This is a genomic window from Marinarcus sediminis (SeqCode) (assembly GCF_048571275.1).
Lineage (GTDB): Bacteria > Campylobacterota > Campylobacteria > Campylobacterales > Arcobacteraceae > Marinarcus > Marinarcus sediminis.
Genome location: NZ_CP182357.1, coordinates 1,255,381 through 1,273,911, shown reverse-complemented (window position 1 = coordinate 1,273,911; position 18,531 = coordinate 1,255,381). Strand labels below are relative to the sequence as shown.

Genomic DNA, 18,531 nt, shown 5'->3' with positions numbered 1-18,531 from the left:
GCCAGAGTATTTTGAATTATTTATGGTAACAAGTGAGGACTGTTTGAGCGTTAAAAAATGACCTTAACGGTCATTTTAGCGAGTTCCGCAACGCAATAAATAATTTAAAATACGGAGGGAAGCTTTGCCGTCGAAGCCCGTGGTTGCTTTCTTTGTTACTTTCTTTTCAACAAAAGAAAGTAAGAGCGGAAACCCTTGCAGTTTTCAAGAGAGGCATTATATTCTTTTGAGTTTCAACCTCAATGAATTTAACACCACCGTAACCGAAGAAAAACTCATGGCAATGCCTGCATACATAGGTGTGAGCATTATACCAAAGAGTGGGAAAAACAATCCCGCAGCCAATGGAATACCCGCAGCATTATAAACAAATGCCCAAAAGAGATTTTGTTTGATAATCTTCATTGACTCAAAAGAGAGATTGATGCTTTTTAACACGGCGTTAATGTCGTTATTAATTAAAATAATATCCCCTGCATCTTTGGTAATGTCCGAACCCGAATTCAGCGTAATACCAATGTCCGCTTGTTTAATCGAGGGCGAATCATTCACTCCATCACCCACAAACATCACTTTTGCCTCTTTTTGTAGTTCCATAATCACTTTATATTTCTCATCAGGCAACACTTGCGCATATACTTTTTCAATGTTCAACTCTTTTGCAACATGGTTGGCAGTACTTTGATTATCCCCCGTTAATAAAATAGGGGTAATGTTTTTGGCTTTTAAATTTTCAATTAACGCTTTCGCCCCTTTTTTAATCGTATCTTCCAAAGTAAAAACAGCCACACATTTTTTATTCAGTGAAGCTAAAATAACACCTGCACCCTCTTTTAACGCCTTGTGATAAAACTCCATATGGGTATCATCAATTTCTACCTCCTCTTTTTGTAACAAACTCAATGAACCAATGAGCAGTTTTTTATCTTCAAATATCGCACTGATTCCTTGCCCCGCAATAATATTAATGTCGTTGAACTCTTTATTGCACGTGATGTTTTTACGTTTCGCAAAATTGACCACCGCTTTTGAAATGGGGTGTTCACTTTGCATTTCAAGAGAAGCCAACATATTTAAGTGCTGTTCTTCATACAAAGCCTCTTTTACGCTGATAATGCCTGTGGTCAGAGTGCCTGTTTTGTCAAAAACAGCATATTTAATATCTTTAATAAACTCCAGTATTTCGGGGTTTTTGATTAAAATTCCCTCATGGGCTCCTTTTCCTACTGCACTGACTATGGCAATAGGTGTTGCAAGACCCAAAGCACAAGGGCACGAAATAATCAACACAGAAATAGAAGCCAAAATAGCACCCAAGGCATCGCCCACAATAAAAAACCAGACCAAAAAAGTTAGAGCAGAAATGCCTATGACTGTTGGCACAAAAATATTGGCAACCTTATCTGCAAATCGACTGATAGGGAGTTTTTTACTTTGTGCGGTGCTTAAGAGTGCCACAATTTTTGCCAGTGTGGTATCTTTGGACTCTTTTAACACTTTCACTTCAATTACCCCTGAGGTATTAAGTGTTCCAGCAATGACCTCATCACCAAGCGTTTTATACACAGGCATCGACTCCCCCGTAATCATGGAGGTGTCAATGTCAGCACCTCCTTTGGTAATAACGGCATCGGTTGAAATCTTTTCGCCCGTTTTAATGAGCACTTTATCCCCTATTGTTAACTGTGTGGCTAAAATGGTTTTCAAACTTCCATCTTCCAAAATCAGCGTGGCATTTAAAGGAGCTAAGTCCATGAGTTTTTTCAAAAAGTCTGTGGCTTTGCCTTTTGAACGCTCTTCAAGCAAACGCCCTAAAAGTATGAACGTAATAATTACCACCGCTCCATCAAAATAGACAAAACGTAAATTTTCAGGAAAAAGTGAAGGGAAAAAGACCACAAATACCGAATAAAAGTACGCTGCACTTGTACCTAAAGCCACTAAGACATTCATGTCGTAGTTTCTGTTTTTAAGGGCTTTATAGGCTAAAGTATAAAATCGAGCACCCGCATAAAACTGCACAACAGACGCCAAAGCAAACATAAGGTACTGGTTAGTTTGCATATTGTCTAAAGGGGAAAACATAAAGTAAAACATCAACACCGCAATGCCAGCACTTAAGATAAAGACCCGTTTTAAGGCTTCATAGGCTTTGAGTTTACTCTCTTCTAATGCTTTTAAATCCTCTTCTACGCCATAGCCCAGTTTTTCAATTTTTGCAATCAAATCCTCTTTTTTCAGAAGTTGATTATCAATATAAAATTCCCCTTCATTTGAAGCAAAACTCACTTTTGAAGACTCTAAGCCTTTGAGTTTCCCCACAACACGTTCAATTCCATTGGAACAATTCACACATGTCATGCCCGAAATATTGAGTTTGATTTTCTCTTTTGACATTCTTACTCCTTAATGCTTTGCAGTGCAAGTTTGAGTAAGGCTTTTATCTGTTCATTTTTAATATAATAAAACGACATTTTTTTATCTTTTGTAAACTCCACAATGCCATATTTTCTTAAAATCCGCAGTTGATGTGAAACGTGCGATTGGGGAAGTTGCAGTAAATTTACCATCTCACCTACACAAATTTCATACTCCAACAAGGCAAATAAAATCTTAACGCGAATGGGGTCAGCTAAGGCTTTAAAGATATTGGTTAAAAGTTGCAATTGCAGTTGGCTGGGCAATGTTTTTTCAATATCAACAATGTAGCTGATATCTTCACAGCAAGAGCGAATGAGTGGTTTTGAATTGCTCATGTTACTCTTCTATGACATCAAACCCAATAGCGCCCATCTCTTCTTTAAAAATCACCTCTTGTTCCTCGTTTTTGATTTCAACGGTAACCTCTTTTGGGTTGGTTTCCAAATTAACCTCAATGACTCCAAAGTCATCTTCAAGTGTGGCTTTAATCAAGTTTGCACAGTTTTTGCAAGAGATATTTTTCGCTTTAAATGTTTTTTTCATTATTTCACCAATTCATATGTTATTTTTATCATATGAAGATTTTATCATATGAATTGAAGTTTGTCAATAAAGAATTATTGGTAAGTGTACAAATGTTCGTACAAAAAGAGATATTGTCGAAGCTCTTTTAAGTTTTGTTTACTCAAGCCCTCTTCTATCCAGTTTTTAATCTCTTGGGGTATTTCCAAAGGTTTTAAAAGTTCGGTGCGTTTCTCTTGTGAAATTTTCCCATGTTCGCACAACAAATTGATGTGCGATAAAATGGTACTCACCCCCAAATCGCGAATCATGGCAATATCTTCTACACTCTTTGCCTCTTTTAACAGTTCAAAAGTATCCAAATAGGTTTTGGTGAGTTTTTTTAAGGGGGCTTGTGTTTCAAGTTGCTCTTTAAACTCCTCTTTGATTTCCAAACACAGTGTTAAAAAAGCTTCGCCATACTTTTCAAACTTCACTTCCCCTACCCCGTTTATCTCCAACATTTCTTCTTTGTTTGTTGGCAGTTTTGAAGCGAGTTCTTTTAAACTCTTATCGCCAAATATGACATAGGCTGGCACTTCATGACTTAAAGCTATCTCTTTACGCAAATTTCTAAAGCGTTCAAATATCGCTTCATCGAAGCTTTGTTCGACCTCTTCTTGTGCAAGGTTTTGTTCGGTGTGAAATTTGTCCCTATCAAGGAAAACTTTTTGATGACCTTTTAAAATATCAAAGCCCAATTGGCTGAGTTTCAACGCTCGAAATTCGCCCAAAGAGACTGCTTCTATGTCAATGAGTTTATCAGCAATGGCAACCCATTGGTTCTTTGAAACCTCACTTCCCAAGCCATACACACTTAACTTCTCGTGCTCAAACTCTAAGACTTTTTGGTTTTTAGAACCTCTTAAAATATCAATCACATGATTGATACCAAAACGCTGTCCGCTTCGGTAAACCGCACTTAAAAACTTTTGCGCTTCAATGCTGATGTCAAGTAACTCCACCTCACCTTTGGTACAGTTATCGCACAAAGTGTTACACTCATCAATGGCATCTTCAAAATAGGCAGCTATAAGTTTGTGTCGGCAATGATTGCTCACACAGTATCGGTACATCGCTTCGAGTTTTTCCAAAGCAGTGGTTTTATAGGCACTGTCAAGTGCTTCATCGATTTGTATTTTTCGTTTGATTTCATCGTTTTTTGAATAGAGCATATAGACATACGACAAGTCGCCATCTCGCCCTGCACGACCAATTTCTTGGTAGTAGTTTTCCAATGTTTTAGGCAAAGAGGTATGAATAACAAAGCGTATGTTTGATTTGTCAATACCCATTCCAAAAGCGATGGTGGCTACAACCACATCAATTTTTTCATAAACAAAATCATCAAACACCGCGTTTTTAACTTCGGTGCTTAATCCCGCATGATACGCTTTTGAACTGTAGCCATTCTCTTGCAAAAACAAAGCCGTGCTTTCGGCCTCTTTTCGTGTAAAGGTATAGATAATTCCACATAAGCCTTTGTGAGTTTTTAAAAAGTTTAAAATCTGTTTTTTACCATTAGCAATTCGAGGCTCACAAGAGATATGCAAATTATCGCGAATGGTTTTGGCTCTGAAATGTTTGGCTTGGTTCAAGTTCAAACTTTCCGCAATATCGGCTTCAACTTTTTTGGTTGCTGTTGCAGTAAACGCAGCAATGGAAGTAGTAGGAAAAAACTGTTTGAGTCGATTTAAGTTTCGATACTCGGCTCTAAATTCATGCCCCCAAGCTGAAACACAATGCGCTTCATCTATAACAAAATAGTTGATATTAATGCGTTGTAAGACACTTACAAAATCATTGGAACTGAAACGCTCAGGTGCCACATAAATGAATTTATACTCCCCTTGCAAAAGCTTTTGCATGGTCAAAGCATTTTCATCGTTACTCGTAGCTGAACTGATCATTGCTGCAGCTATATCCAAATCATTCAACGCTTTAATTTGATCTTGCATGAGAGCAATCAAAGGAGAGATAACAACCGTCGTCCCCTCCATAAGAAGAGTTGGGAGTTGATAACAAAGCGATTTTCCCCCACCTGTGGGTAAAATGGTCAGAACGTCTTCATGGTTCAAAATGGCATCCACCACCTCTTCTTGAAAACTGCGAAACGCTTTGTGTCCGAAAATATCTTTTAGTATTTCATATTTTGTATTCATAATGTGATGGTAGCATAGTTAGTGTTAGGGGTGCATGAAAATGTTATACGTTTAATTATTTTAAGATATTTTATATAGAGTATATGTTTAATAAAAAAGAGTGAAGAGATCACTCTTTTTTATAAATTTGGCAATCTTTTTTTTCAAAGAAAGTATAAGCATAAAGCTCACTCTTTCAAGAAAATTTTTATTTAATTCTATTCCAAAATGTCATATTTACACTTGTTTCATCAATAAGTTCTATATATTTTAAAGCCAAGTCATTTTCCATCCATTTAGCGCAAATTTCTTGTGCTTTTTCTTGTGTAGTTGCAAAAGCAACATCTGCATAAATATTATCTTTCCCTTTTAAAGTACAGTGTCCTAAGAACCCCTCTTCTTTTTGTAAAAATTGCTTATCAACTTCAAAGATAAGTTCAAGCATTTGCTCTTCACTAACTCCATCTTTGAGTTTAAATGTTGCAAACTCCATCCCTGTAAAGCTTCCAATGTTTTTTAATTGTGTCATAGGTGACTCCTTTTAATATATTAAGATATTTCTATCTCTTTATATTTAGACACATGTAAAAATATTGTGTGACACTATAATTCAAATATTTCTTTTATTTTTTTATCTTTTAATAAGTTTTTTGCAAATGTTTTAATATCACTTTCACAAAAAGGATGTTCTTGATATAAGTTTTTATATAATTTTTCCATAGTAGTATCAAGAGCATCTGATTTTATTTTTAGAGTATCTTTAATCGTTCTTTGAAGAGTTTTTGAGAACTGGATATTATCTGGATTTACATAACCTTTTTCAATCAAGGCTTTTGTTTTTTGCTCACACTTACAGCTATTTTGTTTGTTTACTAAGGAACAATGATTGTTCATAAAACTGTACAAATCATTTCTTGCGCGAGACAACTTTTTTCTAAAGTTTTCCTTTGTTATATCAAATATTTCACTTGCAATATGACTATCTATCTCAAAAATATCTCCAATAATTAAAATTGCTCTTTGCTCAGGATTTAGACATAAAAGCATCCCCATCATGCAACCAACTTTTGCTTCATCAATCAAAAGTTTTTTAAATGGTTCTTCATACTCATCTGTTAACAAATTATTTTCTAAGTCATCCATTGTATTTACAAAATTTACAAAGCTTAATTGCGTGTATTTTCTTTTTTGATTTAAAAATGTGTTTATCATAATACGATAAGCCCAAGTTTTAAACTCAGATTTTTCTTCAAAACTATCAATATTTTCAATAATCTTTATCCAAACATCATTTGTCAAATCTTGAGCATCTTCTTTATAATAAACTAACCTAAGTGCTAAATTATATAAATATGCTTGGTATTTTTCTATAAACTCTTTTGTAATCACTTTTTATCTTTTCTATAATATATGTTTGTTAGTTATACAATCAACAACTTGCTCTTTAAAATTTCTAAAGTGTTCATTGAATTTCAATTGCTAAATAAGTTTTAAGAAAAAACTATTTAACATATTTTGATTTTCTTTTGTTAGTTTTGAAAAGAACTTCTTATCAATTTTTTCCACAGTTTTTACTGCTCTTATTGCTAAATCTATCCCCTCTTTTGTAAGAACAATTGTCTTAGCTCTAGTATCATTTAAATTTTCAGTTCTTATTACAAACTTATTTGTAGCCAAACTTTTTAAATTTTTAGATACCGTCATTTTATCTAGTTTCGTATGTTCAATTATAGTGGTTTGAGTAACCTCAATATCTTTTTCTTTGAACCAAAGTAATGATGCCAATATTACAAAACCAGAATGACTCAACTCTATTTCATCAAGTGCAGTTTTAATCTCTCTTTGCCAAAGAGTAGTCACTTGCCAAAGTAAAAAACCAGAACTTTGTTCAGCTGTTTTTACTTCAAAACTACTATTAATCATTTTTTGCCAATCCTATTAAACTCATCATATCATCTTCTAATTTATCAACAATCTTTTTTCCAACTATTCTCTCCCATAAAAAAGAAAGAGCTCCTTCTATCTCCACACTAGCACTTATTTCTAACTTATCATCTTTTTCAATCATCTCATGAATCCCATATATTTTTGCAAAAGGTAAAGATGTTACATCTGTAAAACTTTTATTTTTTTCTATTTTAAATATTTGTATTTTAACTTTTTTATTGTTTTTTAGAAATAAAACAAAATGATTTCCTTCTTTAAACTCTCCATGAAGTTCTGCTGAAATGATTCCATGATTAAATTTATGCCAATTATTTATATCAGACCAAATATTAAAAATTTTATCTTTAGATATTCCTTCTACTATTTTTGTAACTTTCCCAAGTACTTTCATAATATTCCTTTTAGTAAACTAATATATTATATGTAAGTTTACTAATTGAAGCCTTAATGTTTCATTAATAAAAAAGGGCATTTACATTTTTGATTGTCTTTTGTTTTAACTTTTACTTACTCTAATTAGTATTAAGACAGTACATGAGAACTAACAACCGAAGGGATTTCTTTCTACATCTGCAGGAGCCGAATGTTTATTTTTCATTTCGGAAAAAGCTGAGGACTGTTTGAATAAAAAAGAGTGATAAACTCACTCTTTTTTGTGAGTTCCGCAAGCTAGATGCTGAAGCGAAGCGACTAAATTCTGGAACAGATAAATTAAAAATAATAAGTGAGGGAAGCTTTGCCTCCGAAGCCGTAGTTGTTTTTGCTTACTTTTCGTCAACACAAAAGTAAGAAAGCGAAGAAGTTTACCTCTTCAAGAGAGATATTCCTAAATGTTTTACTACACCAAAGGAATATAAATCTCAGTTCTAAGATTTTCAGGTTTTGTTCTTCTTGGGTCTTTATTCAAATACTTTTCAATAATTGGCAAATCCCTTATCTTAACTCCACTTTCCACAATCCAATTGACTACTCCATCATAAGTATTGATTAGTTCTGTATATGCACCTTTGTGTAAAAACTGTGCATATTTACCACCATCTATTATTTTACTTTGTATCTCACCCTCTGGTTTTACTGTTTTATCATCCCATGAAATACACGCATCATATCTTAGCTTTTCTACCTCTGTTACATGTGGATTATCATGCCCTATTCCAAACATCATGGCATCATCGCCCATTAAGTTTTTATTGTATTTCATTCTATGTTCATAAGCAAAAGGCATAAGTACTTCCCAAGCTTCTTGGGCTGCTTTTTGATACTCACCTGTTTTTCTCACATACAAAATCTCTATATCTTCAAGCTCTACTATTTTTGGTTCTAACATCTTATTTCCTCTTTTTAATTTTGCATTTTTTGCAAACTCTTTGGGAGTTACTCCAAAATGCTTTTTAAAAGCTTTTGAAAAAGAGGCATTGGTTTCATAACCACTGTTCATGGCTATTTGAGTGATTTTCTGATTTGTTTTAAACTGTAAAGTAGTACTTTGAAGTCTCACTCTTCTGATATAATCAACCATACTCTCACCCACAATTGATTTAAAAATACGGTGAAAATGGTATTTAGAAAAACTGGCAATCTTTGATAGTTCATCAAGGGTTAAATCACTGTTATAATTTTGCTCAATATATAAAATTACTCTACATACACTTTGAACATAATCATCTTTTGTACTCTTACTCATTTGCTCTCTTTCAAACTCTTTTGTGTGTAAATTGTATTAAGATTTAGAAATTAAAACTACTCCAAGATTGCTATTATTGAAGAGTCATTTAAAAACAGAAGTGAAAAAAAAGGTGCGTTTTTACGCACCTTTTAGGGTAAGAATTATTTTTTTCTCATTTGATTGGCAAGAAATTCATCTTTGCTGATAACACCATCATTGTTGGTATCAATATCTGCAAATGCGGGTTGATTGCCTGCATTTTTCATCATTTTACCTTGTGAAGCTTTTTGTTCCATTCGTGTTGCTCTGGCATGGTCTAACTCAGCAGGAGTAATTGACCCATCGTTATTGGCATCAAAGCTTTCAAATGTTGGCATGTTAGCTCGTTGACCCATGCCTTGCTGACCCATTCCTTTTCCCATGCCTTGTCCCATACCTTTGCCCATATTGGCTTTGTTTTTCATCATTTGTGCATTTTGCCCTCGAAGCAGCTCTATTTCTGAGAGTTTTCCATCGCTATTGGTATCAAAAACAGTAAAATCGGGTGCATTTCCAGCATTTCGCATTGGCATTCCAGCATTGGCTTTCTCTTCCATACGTTTTGCTCTTACGTCATAAAACTCTTTTTCAGTGACAAATCCATCGTTATTACTGTCATATATTGAGAATGAAATCGGTCCTCGACTCGGTAAATCTTGCGCCATAACAGAACTTGTAATAACCGATAAAGATCCAGCAACTAAGAAACCTAATTTGATTGTTTTAAATAAATTTTTCATCATTTCTTCCTCTTCTTAAGATAACTAATTATACTCTTAATTCTGAGAATAATCTAGCCTCAAGAGTAGAATTTGATTATTTGTCTTAAAAATATGATAATTTATTTCACAATCAAAAAATTGACTTGCATTAATTTTTATTTATACTATAATTCCCATTCAAAAAAAAATTAATCATAAAAAGGTCACAATTTATGGAGTTTGGTATTGATATATTTTTAATTCTTTTTACCGTTGCATTTGTAGCAGGATTGGTTGATACTATTGCAGGTGGCGGTGGATTATTGACCATTCCTGCACTGTTATATACAGGATTACCACCTGCGGTGGCATTGGCGACCAATAAACTTCAAAGCACGTTTGGTTCGGGTACGGCAGCTGCCTATTTTATTAAAAAAAAGATGGTTGATATTAATAAAATGAAGCTGATGATTCTGTGCACATTTATGGGTGCATTTGCTGGAGGGTTTGCCCTTTTACAAATTGATGCGTCCATTTTAAAAGAAGTCATTCCTATTTTATTGGTCATCATTGGTTTTTACTTTTTACTCTCTCCCAACATTGGAGCACTTGACAAAGAAAAACGTATTACCATTGTGGGCTTCAGTTTTACACTGGCTTTAGGTGTAGGGTTTTACGATGGTTTTTTTGGACCAGGAACGGGCTCATTTTTTGCCATTGGTTTTGTTGCACTCTTGGGATTTAATTTAACCAAAGCCACGGCACATGCAAAAATATTAAACTTTATCAGCAACATATCTTCCCTGTGTTTTTTTATGTTTTTTGGGAAAATTTACTGGAGTATCGGATTGTGCATGGGTGCAGGACAAATGTGTGGTGCACTCATTGGAGCACGACTCGTACTCAAAAATGGACAAAAAATCATTCGTCCAATTATTGTCATTATCAGCTTTGCAATGTCGATTAAATTGTTGGTGTCTTAAGGGTTGTTCTCTTCTTTTGCCCAAATACCTGCAAGAATAGAGCCCGAAATATTGTGCCAAATACTGAATATGGCTCCAGGAAGTGCGCTTAAGGGTGTAAAATATTTCATGGCTAAAACCACCGCTAAACCTGAGTTTTGCATCCCTACTTCTATGGCAACGGTTTTGCATACAGTTTTATCGTAACCAAACAGTTTGGCAACAAAGTAGCCTGCCATTAATCCTAAAAGATTATGAACTGCAATAGCTAACATCAAAGACAAAGCAATCGTAGAGATTTTACTCTCATTGATACCTATAATAATCCCTATTATAAATACAATAGAAATAATAGATAACAATGCAAAAATATCATGTCGTTTTTCAATATATTTGTTAAAAAAATGATTTAAAACAAGCCCAATAACCACAGGTATAAAAACTATTTTTAAAATACTAAGTAGCATACTAAGAGCGGGTACGGGCACGGTTTGTCCCACATAAAAAAGGGTTAGATATGGGGTGATAATTATTGATAAAAGCGTAGAAACAATGGTCATGGTAATAGAGAGTGCCACATCGGCTTTGGCTAAAAAAGCGATGACATTAGAAGCCGTTCCACCTGAAACTGCTCCTACAAGTACCATTCCCACAAGTAATTCATCGGATAAGTTAAAGATTTTTGAAACCACATAAGCAAACAACGGCATGCACAAAAATTGTAACACCACTGTCAAAGCGATGATTTTAGGTCGTTTTAACACCCTTTTAAAATCATCAACTTTAAGTGTAATTCCCATACAAAACATGATAAGAATTAAAAGTGGAATAATCCAAGATTTAAAACCAACTACCAAACTTGGCTGTAAATATGCAAGCAGAGAAAACAAAACTGCCCATAAAGGAAATAAAATAGAAATCTTTTTTATCATCATCATTGTTCCAATATTTTTTCTTATTTTACAAAAATAGGTTTAAATATCAAGGGCAAAACCATTGAGTAATGACTAATTTTTAAAAATATACCTTGGATAAAAAATCCTAATAAAAAGTAAAATACCAAAAACATACAGTGCATTTGAGACATTAAATTGAACAGGCGTAATCAAAACAATTATCAAAGTAAACACTAAACTTATACCAAACCAAACGCCAATTAGTCCTACAAATATTCCAATTATTCGCAGTAGTGTTCCAGTGTGATTGCTCATTTTAACTCCTTGATAATTGCTTGAACTTGTCGTCTGTGAATAAACGTGTGCATAAACATAAAACATGACCAATCAAAATTATTAAAATTGACAAACCATGGATGTTTTTTTGTTTTTTCAGAGGAATTTTTTTTATGATTTTTAATATACTCTTCATAAGTTTTCATAAAATCAAAAAACTTTTTAGCCTCATCTTTTCCATTATCTTTTGGTTTTACAGCTTCAATTGTAATCTCTTTGGGAAACTCTTTTTCATTTGATAGGGTATCAATCACAGCCATAACAGCACTGCCTGCAATTCTTAAATGCTCCAATGTCATATTGATAGAATAATCCCTACTGTGATCTTCAATAGCAAAAGCTCTTTTTATTACTACTCTTTTTTGTAGAGTCTCTTCATCAAAACCTTTAATTAACTCTTCAATTATCTTAACTTCTCGTTTAATCATAAACAGTGCAATATTCCATGTAAATAAAATTCTAACAGAGGGAACTAAAACTCTCTTTATGAACAAACGTTCTAACTGTGGTAAACCAGCTCCTGCAACACCTTGACTCATATTAACTCCTTTATCTATTTACAATATTAGAGTAATTACTCTAATATTTAGATTAAAAGCTCTATTATGTTAGAATAAATTATGAAAAAAATAAAAATTGATACAATTACAAAAATTACAAACAGTGCAAAAAAACTTTTTAATGAACAAGAAACCTTAAGTGTTACCACCAATCATATAGCAAAAGAAGCTGGTATTTCCCCTGGCAATCTTTATTATCATTTTAAAAACAAAGAAGAAATAATCCTATACTTATATAAAAATCTTTCACATAACTTTGAGGCACTAAACACTTTTGAAACCATTCCATTAAGTAAAAACCCCATCCAAGGCCTACACAAAATGTTTGAATCTTATGGTGAGATATTTTATGAATACCGTTTTTTATTAAGAGATGCTATGGTTTTAATGGCACTGTATCCAAGTTTTAAAGAAGCTTTTTCAAAAAATCAAGATAAAAGAATCGTTCAAATTGAAGCCCTTTTACAGTTTTTGATAAAAGAAGATATTCTTGAGTTCTCAGATGAAGAAAACCTAAAAAAAAGAGCAAAACTGAATTGGTTTATTACCTCTTATTGGCAAGTATTTGCCTCTTCATCAGAAGAAGTCTCAAAAGACTCCATAAAAGAGGCAAAAGATATTTTCTTTGAGTTTATGATTTATCCTTTTTTGAGTGAAAAAGGGAAAAGAATGCTAAAAGAGATTAAAGAATAACTCTTTTAGCTTTTGCAAACACTTCATCCCAAAATTTCCTCAACACTCACAACCTCAGCGAATACACTTCCTAAAGCTGACATAAAAGCGTTATGTACTTCACTGGCTTTTACCTTTTTGCCTAAAAATTCCAAATCTTTTGTCGTACAAGCATCATGTACCAACGTGACATCAAATCCCATATCAAAAGCGGCACGAGTGGTTGAGTCCACGCACATGTGACTCATCATTCCGCAAATGACTAACTCTTTTATGTTCAGTTTTTCCAATTCATTTTCTAAAGAGGTTTCTAAAAAACTGTTGGGATAATTCTTTTGTATGATGATTTCATTTTCAAGAGGTTTTACATTTTCATGTATTTGTACACCTTTTGTATTTGGTAAGAAAAATGTTGCACCTTCTCTTATATTTGTATGCTTTACATGAAATACTGGCATACTGTGTTCTCTAAAATATTCTAATACCTTTTTTGCTTTTAGACTTGCTTCCATTGGATTGACCAACTCGCAAGCACCCCCTTCAAAATAGTCATTTTGAATATCTATAATAATCAATGCTTTGCTCATACTTACCCTTTATTTAAAAAATCTTGGATATTTTGTGCCACTTTTTCAATCAATCTTTTTCTTGCTTCAATTGAACCCCAACCTATGTGTGGCGTTAAAAGAAGTTGCGCTTTATTTTTAACTTTTAAGAGAGGATTTATACTCTCAATGGGCTCTTTGGAAACCACATCAATGCCACAATAAATCTCTTGTTCGTCGATGATTTTTGCCAAATCAAATTCATTGATAATGCCACCACGACCTAAGTTTAAAAGTATGGCACCTTTTTTCATTCTTTTCATATTGGCATAATGGAGTAAATCTTTGGTGCTCTCATTTAAAGGGCAATGTACACTGACAATGTCTGAAGTTTGCAGTAACTCATCAAGTTCAACACGTTTGTATCTATCGTTACTGTTTTTGCCACTGGTTGAATAATAGACCACGTCGCAATTAAAAGCTTGCGCTTTTTGTGCCAAGTTTGACCCAATATCGCCTAAACCAATTATTCCTACTCTTTTATTGTCCAGTTCAAAAAAGGGCTCATCAATATGGGTAAAAATAGCCGATTTTTCCCAATTTCCATTGTCTACATAGGCTTTATAATAATTGAGCTTTTGCACAAAATGAAAAATCATGGCAAAGGCCACTTGTACCACACTTGAACTGGAATACCCCGCCACATTTTTAACTTCAATGCCTTGACTTTTGGCATATTCTAAATCCACATTATTCATGCCCGTTGCACTGATACAAATGAGTTTTAAAGAGGAGTTGTCTATCTCATTTTTCCCAATCACCACTTTATTGGTGATGACAATATCGGCCTCTTTGACTCTTTGTTTGGTTTGTTCAGGTGAAGTAATATCGTAAGAGACAACTTCCCCTAAGGTATTAAAAATATCCACATCTATATCAAATCCCAAAGTGGCTCTATCTAAAATAACTATTTTCATTTCAACTCCTATTTTTATTCATTCATATTATTCCAAAAACTACATGTAATTTCATTTTTTTATCCAATAAGTAGTGTACAATTTAATGGCTACCTCGTGATATTGTCGAACAACAAATATCATTTTCTCAAATTTTATCGCTAAAGGTCATCACAATTAACATAATCAGTGATGAACATAATAGGATGGTTCCAATAATTTGTGACATGAAAACTCCTTATAAAAAATCACTGATACATCAACTTGACTAATCAGTCAATTAGAAGTATAACAAAGTCTTGACCAATTAGTCAATACTTTTTAAGATTTATTTTTTAAGAGAGTTTAAAAGAAGTTCTAACTGAGAGATACACATTTGAAAACAGTTTCCATCTTGCGATTTTTTTGCTGTTCCCAAACACCCTTCAATGGATGCTACTACGAACATTGAAAGTGCTTTGGTATCAGGATGTTCAATTTCATTTTTTGCCACGGCTTTATTTAAAACTTGTTCAATGATATTTTCAAATTTCAAATAGACAATCTCTAATGCCTCTTTAAAATCTTTATCAATGGGCGATAACTCTTGCATAAGATTGTTCAATTTACAACCACACGTAAAATCAAAACTGCTTCTGTTTTTAATTAATTTCATAAGTTCATCACAAATATTGACTTCACATTGCAATAACATTCCATATTTATTGACAATATACTCATTGACTCTTTCCGTAATTACTGCCAAAGCCAACTCTTTTTTTGATTTAAAAAAGTGGTACATACTTCCTTTATTCATGTTGGCTTCTTTTAAGATTTTGTCCACCGATGTTGCACTGTATCCATTGTGGTAAATGGTATCAAACGCTACATCTAAAAGCTTTTCTCTTGAAGGGTTCATGCATTAACTCCTTTTTTGTCCCGCTTTTGGAGGGGTGACATCTTTTTGTAAATCCACACTTAAATTATTAAAAAAGAGTTCTCCATAATCGGTTTGTCGGTTAATGATCTCATACGTTTGCACCAACGTGTTATTGTACTTTAACGCATCTTGTAAAATCTTTATGATTTTAACCGACTCTAAAAAATTTACATGGCTTGGAGCTTCAACGGGAGATGAGTAATATTTGTGCATACGCTCTACAAGTTTTTTGTTTCGTATTTCAATAAAAACTGACTCAATGGGTGATTTAAAAAAAAGAATTTTTTGTTTCACATTGATTGAGATATAGGTGGTTTCCATTCCATATATTTTTCTTGAAAAAGAGTCAAACAAAAAAAGTTTTTTATTGTAGTTATTGTTAAACAGTTCATATATCAGCTCTAAAATGGCAATTTTTTCCTCTTTGGTATAGAAGTTTCCAATACTGGCAAAACAGAAACTCAAAATAGACTTGATTGAGTACCACTCTGTTGTATCATAATCGTACCGCAGCATCTGTTCAATTCTGGCTTGTTTGAGCTCTTCTATCTCTTTACTGGTTTGACTTCTGTACACTTTTCGTACAGCAGAGTCTCTGTACATGGGTCCGGGGAATTGTGCTTGTATGACAAAACGTCGGTTTTGCTCCAACTCCATGATGTATTTTAATCGTCCAACATAGTCTTCGTCAATGATGCGAACCTCTTTTTGAGGTATTTGTGTAATGGACTTTAAAAAGTCTTCTCCATTGCACCCCTCTTCCCAAATATAATCGGGATATCTGAAAATTTTACAAATACTCTCTTTGACATCCAATGAGGGTTCAACGTCGCTTATTTGGTCAATCCAAGATGTTACCGTTCGTCTGTCTTTTTGTATCATTGAAGCAAATTTTGATATACTTAAATTGGATCGTTTGTAGATTTCAATAATCTTTTCTATGCTACTTTTATAAAACATTCTGCCCCTTTATGTAAATAAATGAACTTGAATTGTACCATAATTATACAGAAGTTCAAAATATGTACATAAAATCACTTTATGTAAAAAAAATGTATTTCTCTTTTCAATAACTATACAATGGCAATTCAATGCAATCATGTATAATGATTGTAGAAGAAATTTAATATAAGGACTATCATATGAGCGCAGGAAAAAGATTCAGAGACGCACTTAAAGAAGAAACACCATTACAAATTGTAGGAGCAGTAAACGCATACTCTGCATTACAAGCAACAAAAGTAGGATACAAAGCATTATATCTTTCAGGAGCTGGAGTTGCCAACTCTAGTTATGGTTTACCCGATTTAGGTATGACAATGTTAGAAGATGTTTGTATTGATATCAGAAGAATTACATCTATTACCGATGTTCCATTGTTAGTAGATGCCGATACAGGTTGGGGACACGCATTTAATATTGCAAGAACAGTTAAAGAGATGACAAAAGCAGGAGCTGCTGGAATTCATATTGAAGATCAAGTTGCAGCAAAAAGATGTGGACACAGACCAAACAAAGAACTTGTAACTACTGAAGAGATGTGTGATAGAATCAGAGCTGCAGTTGATGCAAAAACTGACCCTGAATTCGTAATTATGGCAAGAACAGATGCACACGCTTCTGAAGGTCAACAAGCAGCCATTGACAGAGCGAAAGCCTATGTTGAAGCGGGAGCAGATATGATTTTTGCTGAAGCAATTCATACATTAAAAGAGTACAAAGAGTTTACAGATGTAATCAAAGTTCCAGTATTGGCAAACATTACTGAATTTGGTGCAACACCAATGTTTACAACAGAAGAGTTAGGAAGCGTTGGAATTTCTATGGTTCTTTACCCATTGTCTGCATTCAGAGCAATGAACAAAGCGGCGTTAACTGTCTATAAAGATTTAAGAGAAAATGGTACACAATCAGGTACTTTAGATATTATGCAAACAAGAATGGAACTTTATGATATGTTAGGTTACCATGAGTATGAGCAAAAAATGGATGCATTATTTGCACAAAGTAAAGCAAAATAACAATAAAATAAAATTTAACTTATCTAAAAACAAGGAGAAAATATGGCTGGATTAGCAGGAGTAGTTGCAGGAGAATCTGCAATTTGTACATGCGGTTTAGGAAACGGTTTAAACTACAGAGGTTATGATATTGCAGACTTAGCTTTAAAAGCTGATTTTGAAGAAGTTGCTTATTTACTTTTAGTGGGTGAATTACCAACAAAAGCTCAAAAAGATGAGTTCCAAGCAAAAGTGATTGCAGGAAGAGATTTGCCACAAAATTTAAAAGATATTTTAAAATCAATTCCCGCATCAGCACACCCAATGGATGTGATGAGAACAGCCACATCTGCATTGGGATGTATGGAACCAGAAGCTGAAGATTTTTCTGATCAAATGGATAAAATCACAAGACTTTTAGGTGCTTTTCCATCGTTTTTAGTTTACTGGCATCACTGGCATGTAAACGGTAAAGAAGTGGAGTTAAAATCTGACGAAACTACAATTGCTGGGTACATTTGTGAAAGACTTAAATTGACAAAACCATTGGCAGTAGAAGTTAAAGCCATGAATGCAATGTTAACCCTGTATGCAGAGCATGAATTCAATGCTTCAACATTTGCAAACAGAATTACAGCTTCAACATTGTCTGACATTTACTCTTGTATGACAACTGGAATTGGTACGTTAAAAGGTCACTTACATGGTGGAGCAAATGAAGTTGCCATTAAATTTGTACTTGGTTTTGACAATGTAGAACACGCATTAAAATCAGTTGATGAATTGTTTGCTAAAAAAGAAAAAATCATGGGATTTGGTCACAGAGTTTACAGAAATGTTGATCCTAGATCACCAATTGGTTTTGAATTGGCAAACGAATTAAAAGAGTTACCAACTTCAGACCCTAAATTGTTTGATATTGCAAAAGCAATCAGAGACAAAGTTAAAGCGGAAAAAGGTTTACCTGATAATATTGACTTCTTTGGTGGATTAATTTATCACTATATGCAAATCGAAAGATTGTATTATACCCCATTGTTTATTATGTCAAGAGCTGCAGGATGGGCTGCACATGCATTTGAACAAAGAGCAAACAACAGAATTATCCGACCAGGATCTGAATATATTGGTGTTGAGCCAAGAGCTTTTGTTAACATTGAAGACAGAAAATAATTCTAAACTCCACAAAAAATAGTATTTAAGTTTGCC

Annotated in this window: 21 protein-coding genes; 4 read left to right on the top strand and 17 right to left on the bottom strand. The window is 33.7% G+C overall.

From position 1 onward, the window contains the following. Positions 1-216 precede the first annotated feature (216 nt). From ACNI3C_RS06385 to ACNI3C_RS06340, 10 genes are all read right to left on the bottom strand, one after another. Complete coding sequence (locus tag ACNI3C_RS06385; protein ID WP_419771416.1) at positions 217-2,397, bottom strand: heavy metal translocating P-type ATPase; 2,181 nt, start codon at positions 2,395-2,397, stop codon at positions 217-219. A 2-nt stretch (positions 2,398-2,399) separates the two neighbouring features. Beyond that, entirely contained in the window at positions 2,400-2,756 is a 357-nt protein-coding gene (locus ACNI3C_RS06380; protein ID WP_419771415.1) for an ArsR/SmtB family transcription factor, read from the bottom strand. 1 nt (position 2,757) lies between these two features. After that, the gene (locus tag ACNI3C_RS06375) at positions 2,758-2,964 is read right to left on the bottom strand and encodes a heavy metal transport/detoxification protein (protein WP_419771414.1); all 207 of its coding nucleotides are present in this window, start codon (positions 2,962-2,964) and stop codon (positions 2,758-2,760) included. Positions 2,965-3,038: 74 nt separating this feature from the next. Beyond that, entirely contained in the window at positions 3,039-5,144 is a 2,106-nt protein-coding gene (recQ, locus tag ACNI3C_RS06370; RefSeq protein ID WP_419771413.1) for a DNA helicase RecQ, read from the bottom strand. Between the two features lie 187 nt (positions 5,145-5,331). Beyond that, positions 5,332-5,652, bottom strand: coding sequence for a hypothetical protein (locus tag ACNI3C_RS06365; protein WP_419771412.1), 321 nt, complete (start codon positions 5,650-5,652; stop codon positions 5,332-5,334). Between the two features lie 74 nt (positions 5,653-5,726). Beyond that, entirely contained in the window at positions 5,727-6,512 is a 786-nt protein-coding gene (locus ACNI3C_RS06360; protein ID WP_419771411.1) for an RNA polymerase sigma factor, read from the bottom strand. A gap of 90 nt (positions 6,513-6,602) precedes the next feature. Next, complete coding sequence (locus ACNI3C_RS06355; protein WP_419771410.1) at positions 6,603-7,046, bottom strand: MarR family winged helix-turn-helix transcriptional regulator; 444 nt, start codon at positions 7,044-7,046, stop codon at positions 6,603-6,605. After that, a complete protein-coding gene (locus tag ACNI3C_RS06350; protein WP_419771409.1) occupies positions 7,039-7,461 on the bottom strand; it encodes an SRPBCC family protein in 423 nt (140 codons plus the stop codon). Before ACNI3C_RS06350 ends, ACNI3C_RS06355 begins: the two co-directional genes overlap by 8 nt. A gap of 447 nt (positions 7,462-7,908) precedes the next feature. Continuing rightward, the gene (locus tag ACNI3C_RS06345) at positions 7,909-8,754 is read right to left on the bottom strand and encodes an AraC family transcriptional regulator (RefSeq protein WP_419771408.1); all 846 of its coding nucleotides are present in this window, start codon (positions 8,752-8,754) and stop codon (positions 7,909-7,911) included. Between the two features lie 143 nt (positions 8,755-8,897). After that, complete coding sequence (locus tag ACNI3C_RS06340; RefSeq protein WP_419771407.1) at positions 8,898-9,515, bottom strand: EF-hand domain-containing protein; 618 nt, start codon at positions 9,513-9,515, stop codon at positions 8,898-8,900. Positions 9,516-9,709: 194 nt separating this feature from the next. On the opposite strand from ACNI3C_RS06340, the gene ACNI3C_RS06335 reads away from it, so the two are divergent. Continuing rightward, positions 9,710-10,459 (top strand): TSUP family transporter, encoded by a 750-nt coding sequence (locus ACNI3C_RS06335; RefSeq protein WP_419771406.1) that lies wholly within the window; start codon positions 9,710-9,712, stop codon positions 10,457-10,459. Here ACNI3C_RS06335 and ACNI3C_RS06330 read toward each other — a convergent pair. The 3 genes from ACNI3C_RS06330 to ACNI3C_RS06320 all read right to left on the bottom strand — a co-directional run bounded on the left by ACNI3C_RS06330 (position 10,456) and on the right by ACNI3C_RS06320 (position 12,209). Continuing rightward, on the bottom strand, positions 10,456-11,370 hold the full coding sequence (locus tag ACNI3C_RS06330; RefSeq protein ID WP_419771405.1) for a bile acid:sodium symporter family protein: 915 nt from the start codon (positions 11,368-11,370) through the stop codon (positions 10,456-10,458). The genes ACNI3C_RS06335 and ACNI3C_RS06330 overlap by 4 nt on opposite strands. Before the next feature lie 75 nt (positions 11,371-11,445). After that, a complete protein-coding gene (locus tag ACNI3C_RS06325) occupies positions 11,446-11,649 on the bottom strand; it encodes a hypothetical protein (RefSeq protein ID WP_419771404.1) in 204 nt (67 codons plus the stop codon). Continuing rightward, on the bottom strand, positions 11,646-12,209 hold the full coding sequence (locus tag ACNI3C_RS06320; protein WP_419771403.1) for a hypothetical protein: 564 nt from the start codon (positions 12,207-12,209) through the stop codon (positions 11,646-11,648). Before ACNI3C_RS06320 ends, ACNI3C_RS06325 begins: the two co-directional genes overlap by 4 nt. Before the next feature lie 81 nt (positions 12,210-12,290). Here ACNI3C_RS06320 and ACNI3C_RS06315 point away from each other — a divergent pair, with 81 nt between their 5' ends. Continuing rightward, the gene (locus ACNI3C_RS06315) at positions 12,291-12,923 is read left to right on the top strand and encodes a TetR/AcrR family transcriptional regulator (RefSeq protein WP_419771402.1); all 633 of its coding nucleotides are present in this window, start codon (positions 12,291-12,293) and stop codon (positions 12,921-12,923) included. Positions 12,924-12,946: 23 nt separating this feature from the next. Here ACNI3C_RS06315 and ACNI3C_RS06310 read toward each other — a convergent pair whose 3' ends face one another. The 4 genes from ACNI3C_RS06310 to ACNI3C_RS06295 all read right to left on the bottom strand — a co-directional run bounded on the left by ACNI3C_RS06310 (position 12,947) and on the right by ACNI3C_RS06295 (position 16,282). Further along, positions 12,947-13,489 carry a cysteine hydrolase family protein gene (locus tag ACNI3C_RS06310; protein ID WP_419771401.1) on the bottom strand — a complete coding sequence of 181 codons (543 nt, stop codon included), beginning with the start codon at positions 13,487-13,489 and terminating at the stop codon, positions 12,947-12,949. A gap of 2 nt (positions 13,490-13,491) precedes the next feature. Beyond that, positions 13,492-14,424, bottom strand: a complete 933-nt coding sequence (locus ACNI3C_RS06305) for a D-2-hydroxyacid dehydrogenase (protein WP_419771400.1) — start codon at positions 14,422-14,424, stop codon at positions 13,492-13,494. A gap of 307 nt (positions 14,425-14,731) precedes the next feature. After that, entirely contained in the window at positions 14,732-15,301 is a 570-nt protein-coding gene (locus tag ACNI3C_RS06300) for a TetR/AcrR family transcriptional regulator (RefSeq protein ID WP_419771399.1), read from the bottom strand. A gap of 3 nt (positions 15,302-15,304) precedes the next feature. Beyond that, positions 15,305-16,282: a hypothetical protein gene (locus ACNI3C_RS06295; RefSeq protein ID WP_419771398.1), complete on the bottom strand. Its 978-nt coding sequence runs from the start codon at positions 16,280-16,282 to the stop codon at positions 15,305-15,307. Positions 16,283-16,464: 182 nt separating this feature from the next. On the opposite strand from ACNI3C_RS06295, the gene prpB reads away from it, so the two are divergent. After that, positions 16,465-17,343, top strand: coding sequence for a methylisocitrate lyase (gene prpB, locus ACNI3C_RS06290; protein ID WP_419771397.1), 879 nt, complete (start codon positions 16,465-16,467; stop codon positions 17,341-17,343). A 42-nt stretch (positions 17,344-17,385) separates the two neighbouring features. Continuing rightward, positions 17,386-18,495, top strand: a complete 1,110-nt coding sequence (locus ACNI3C_RS06285; RefSeq protein ID WP_419771396.1) for a citrate/2-methylcitrate synthase — start codon at positions 17,386-17,388, stop codon at positions 18,493-18,495. Positions 18,496-18,531: the final 36 nt, after the last annotated feature.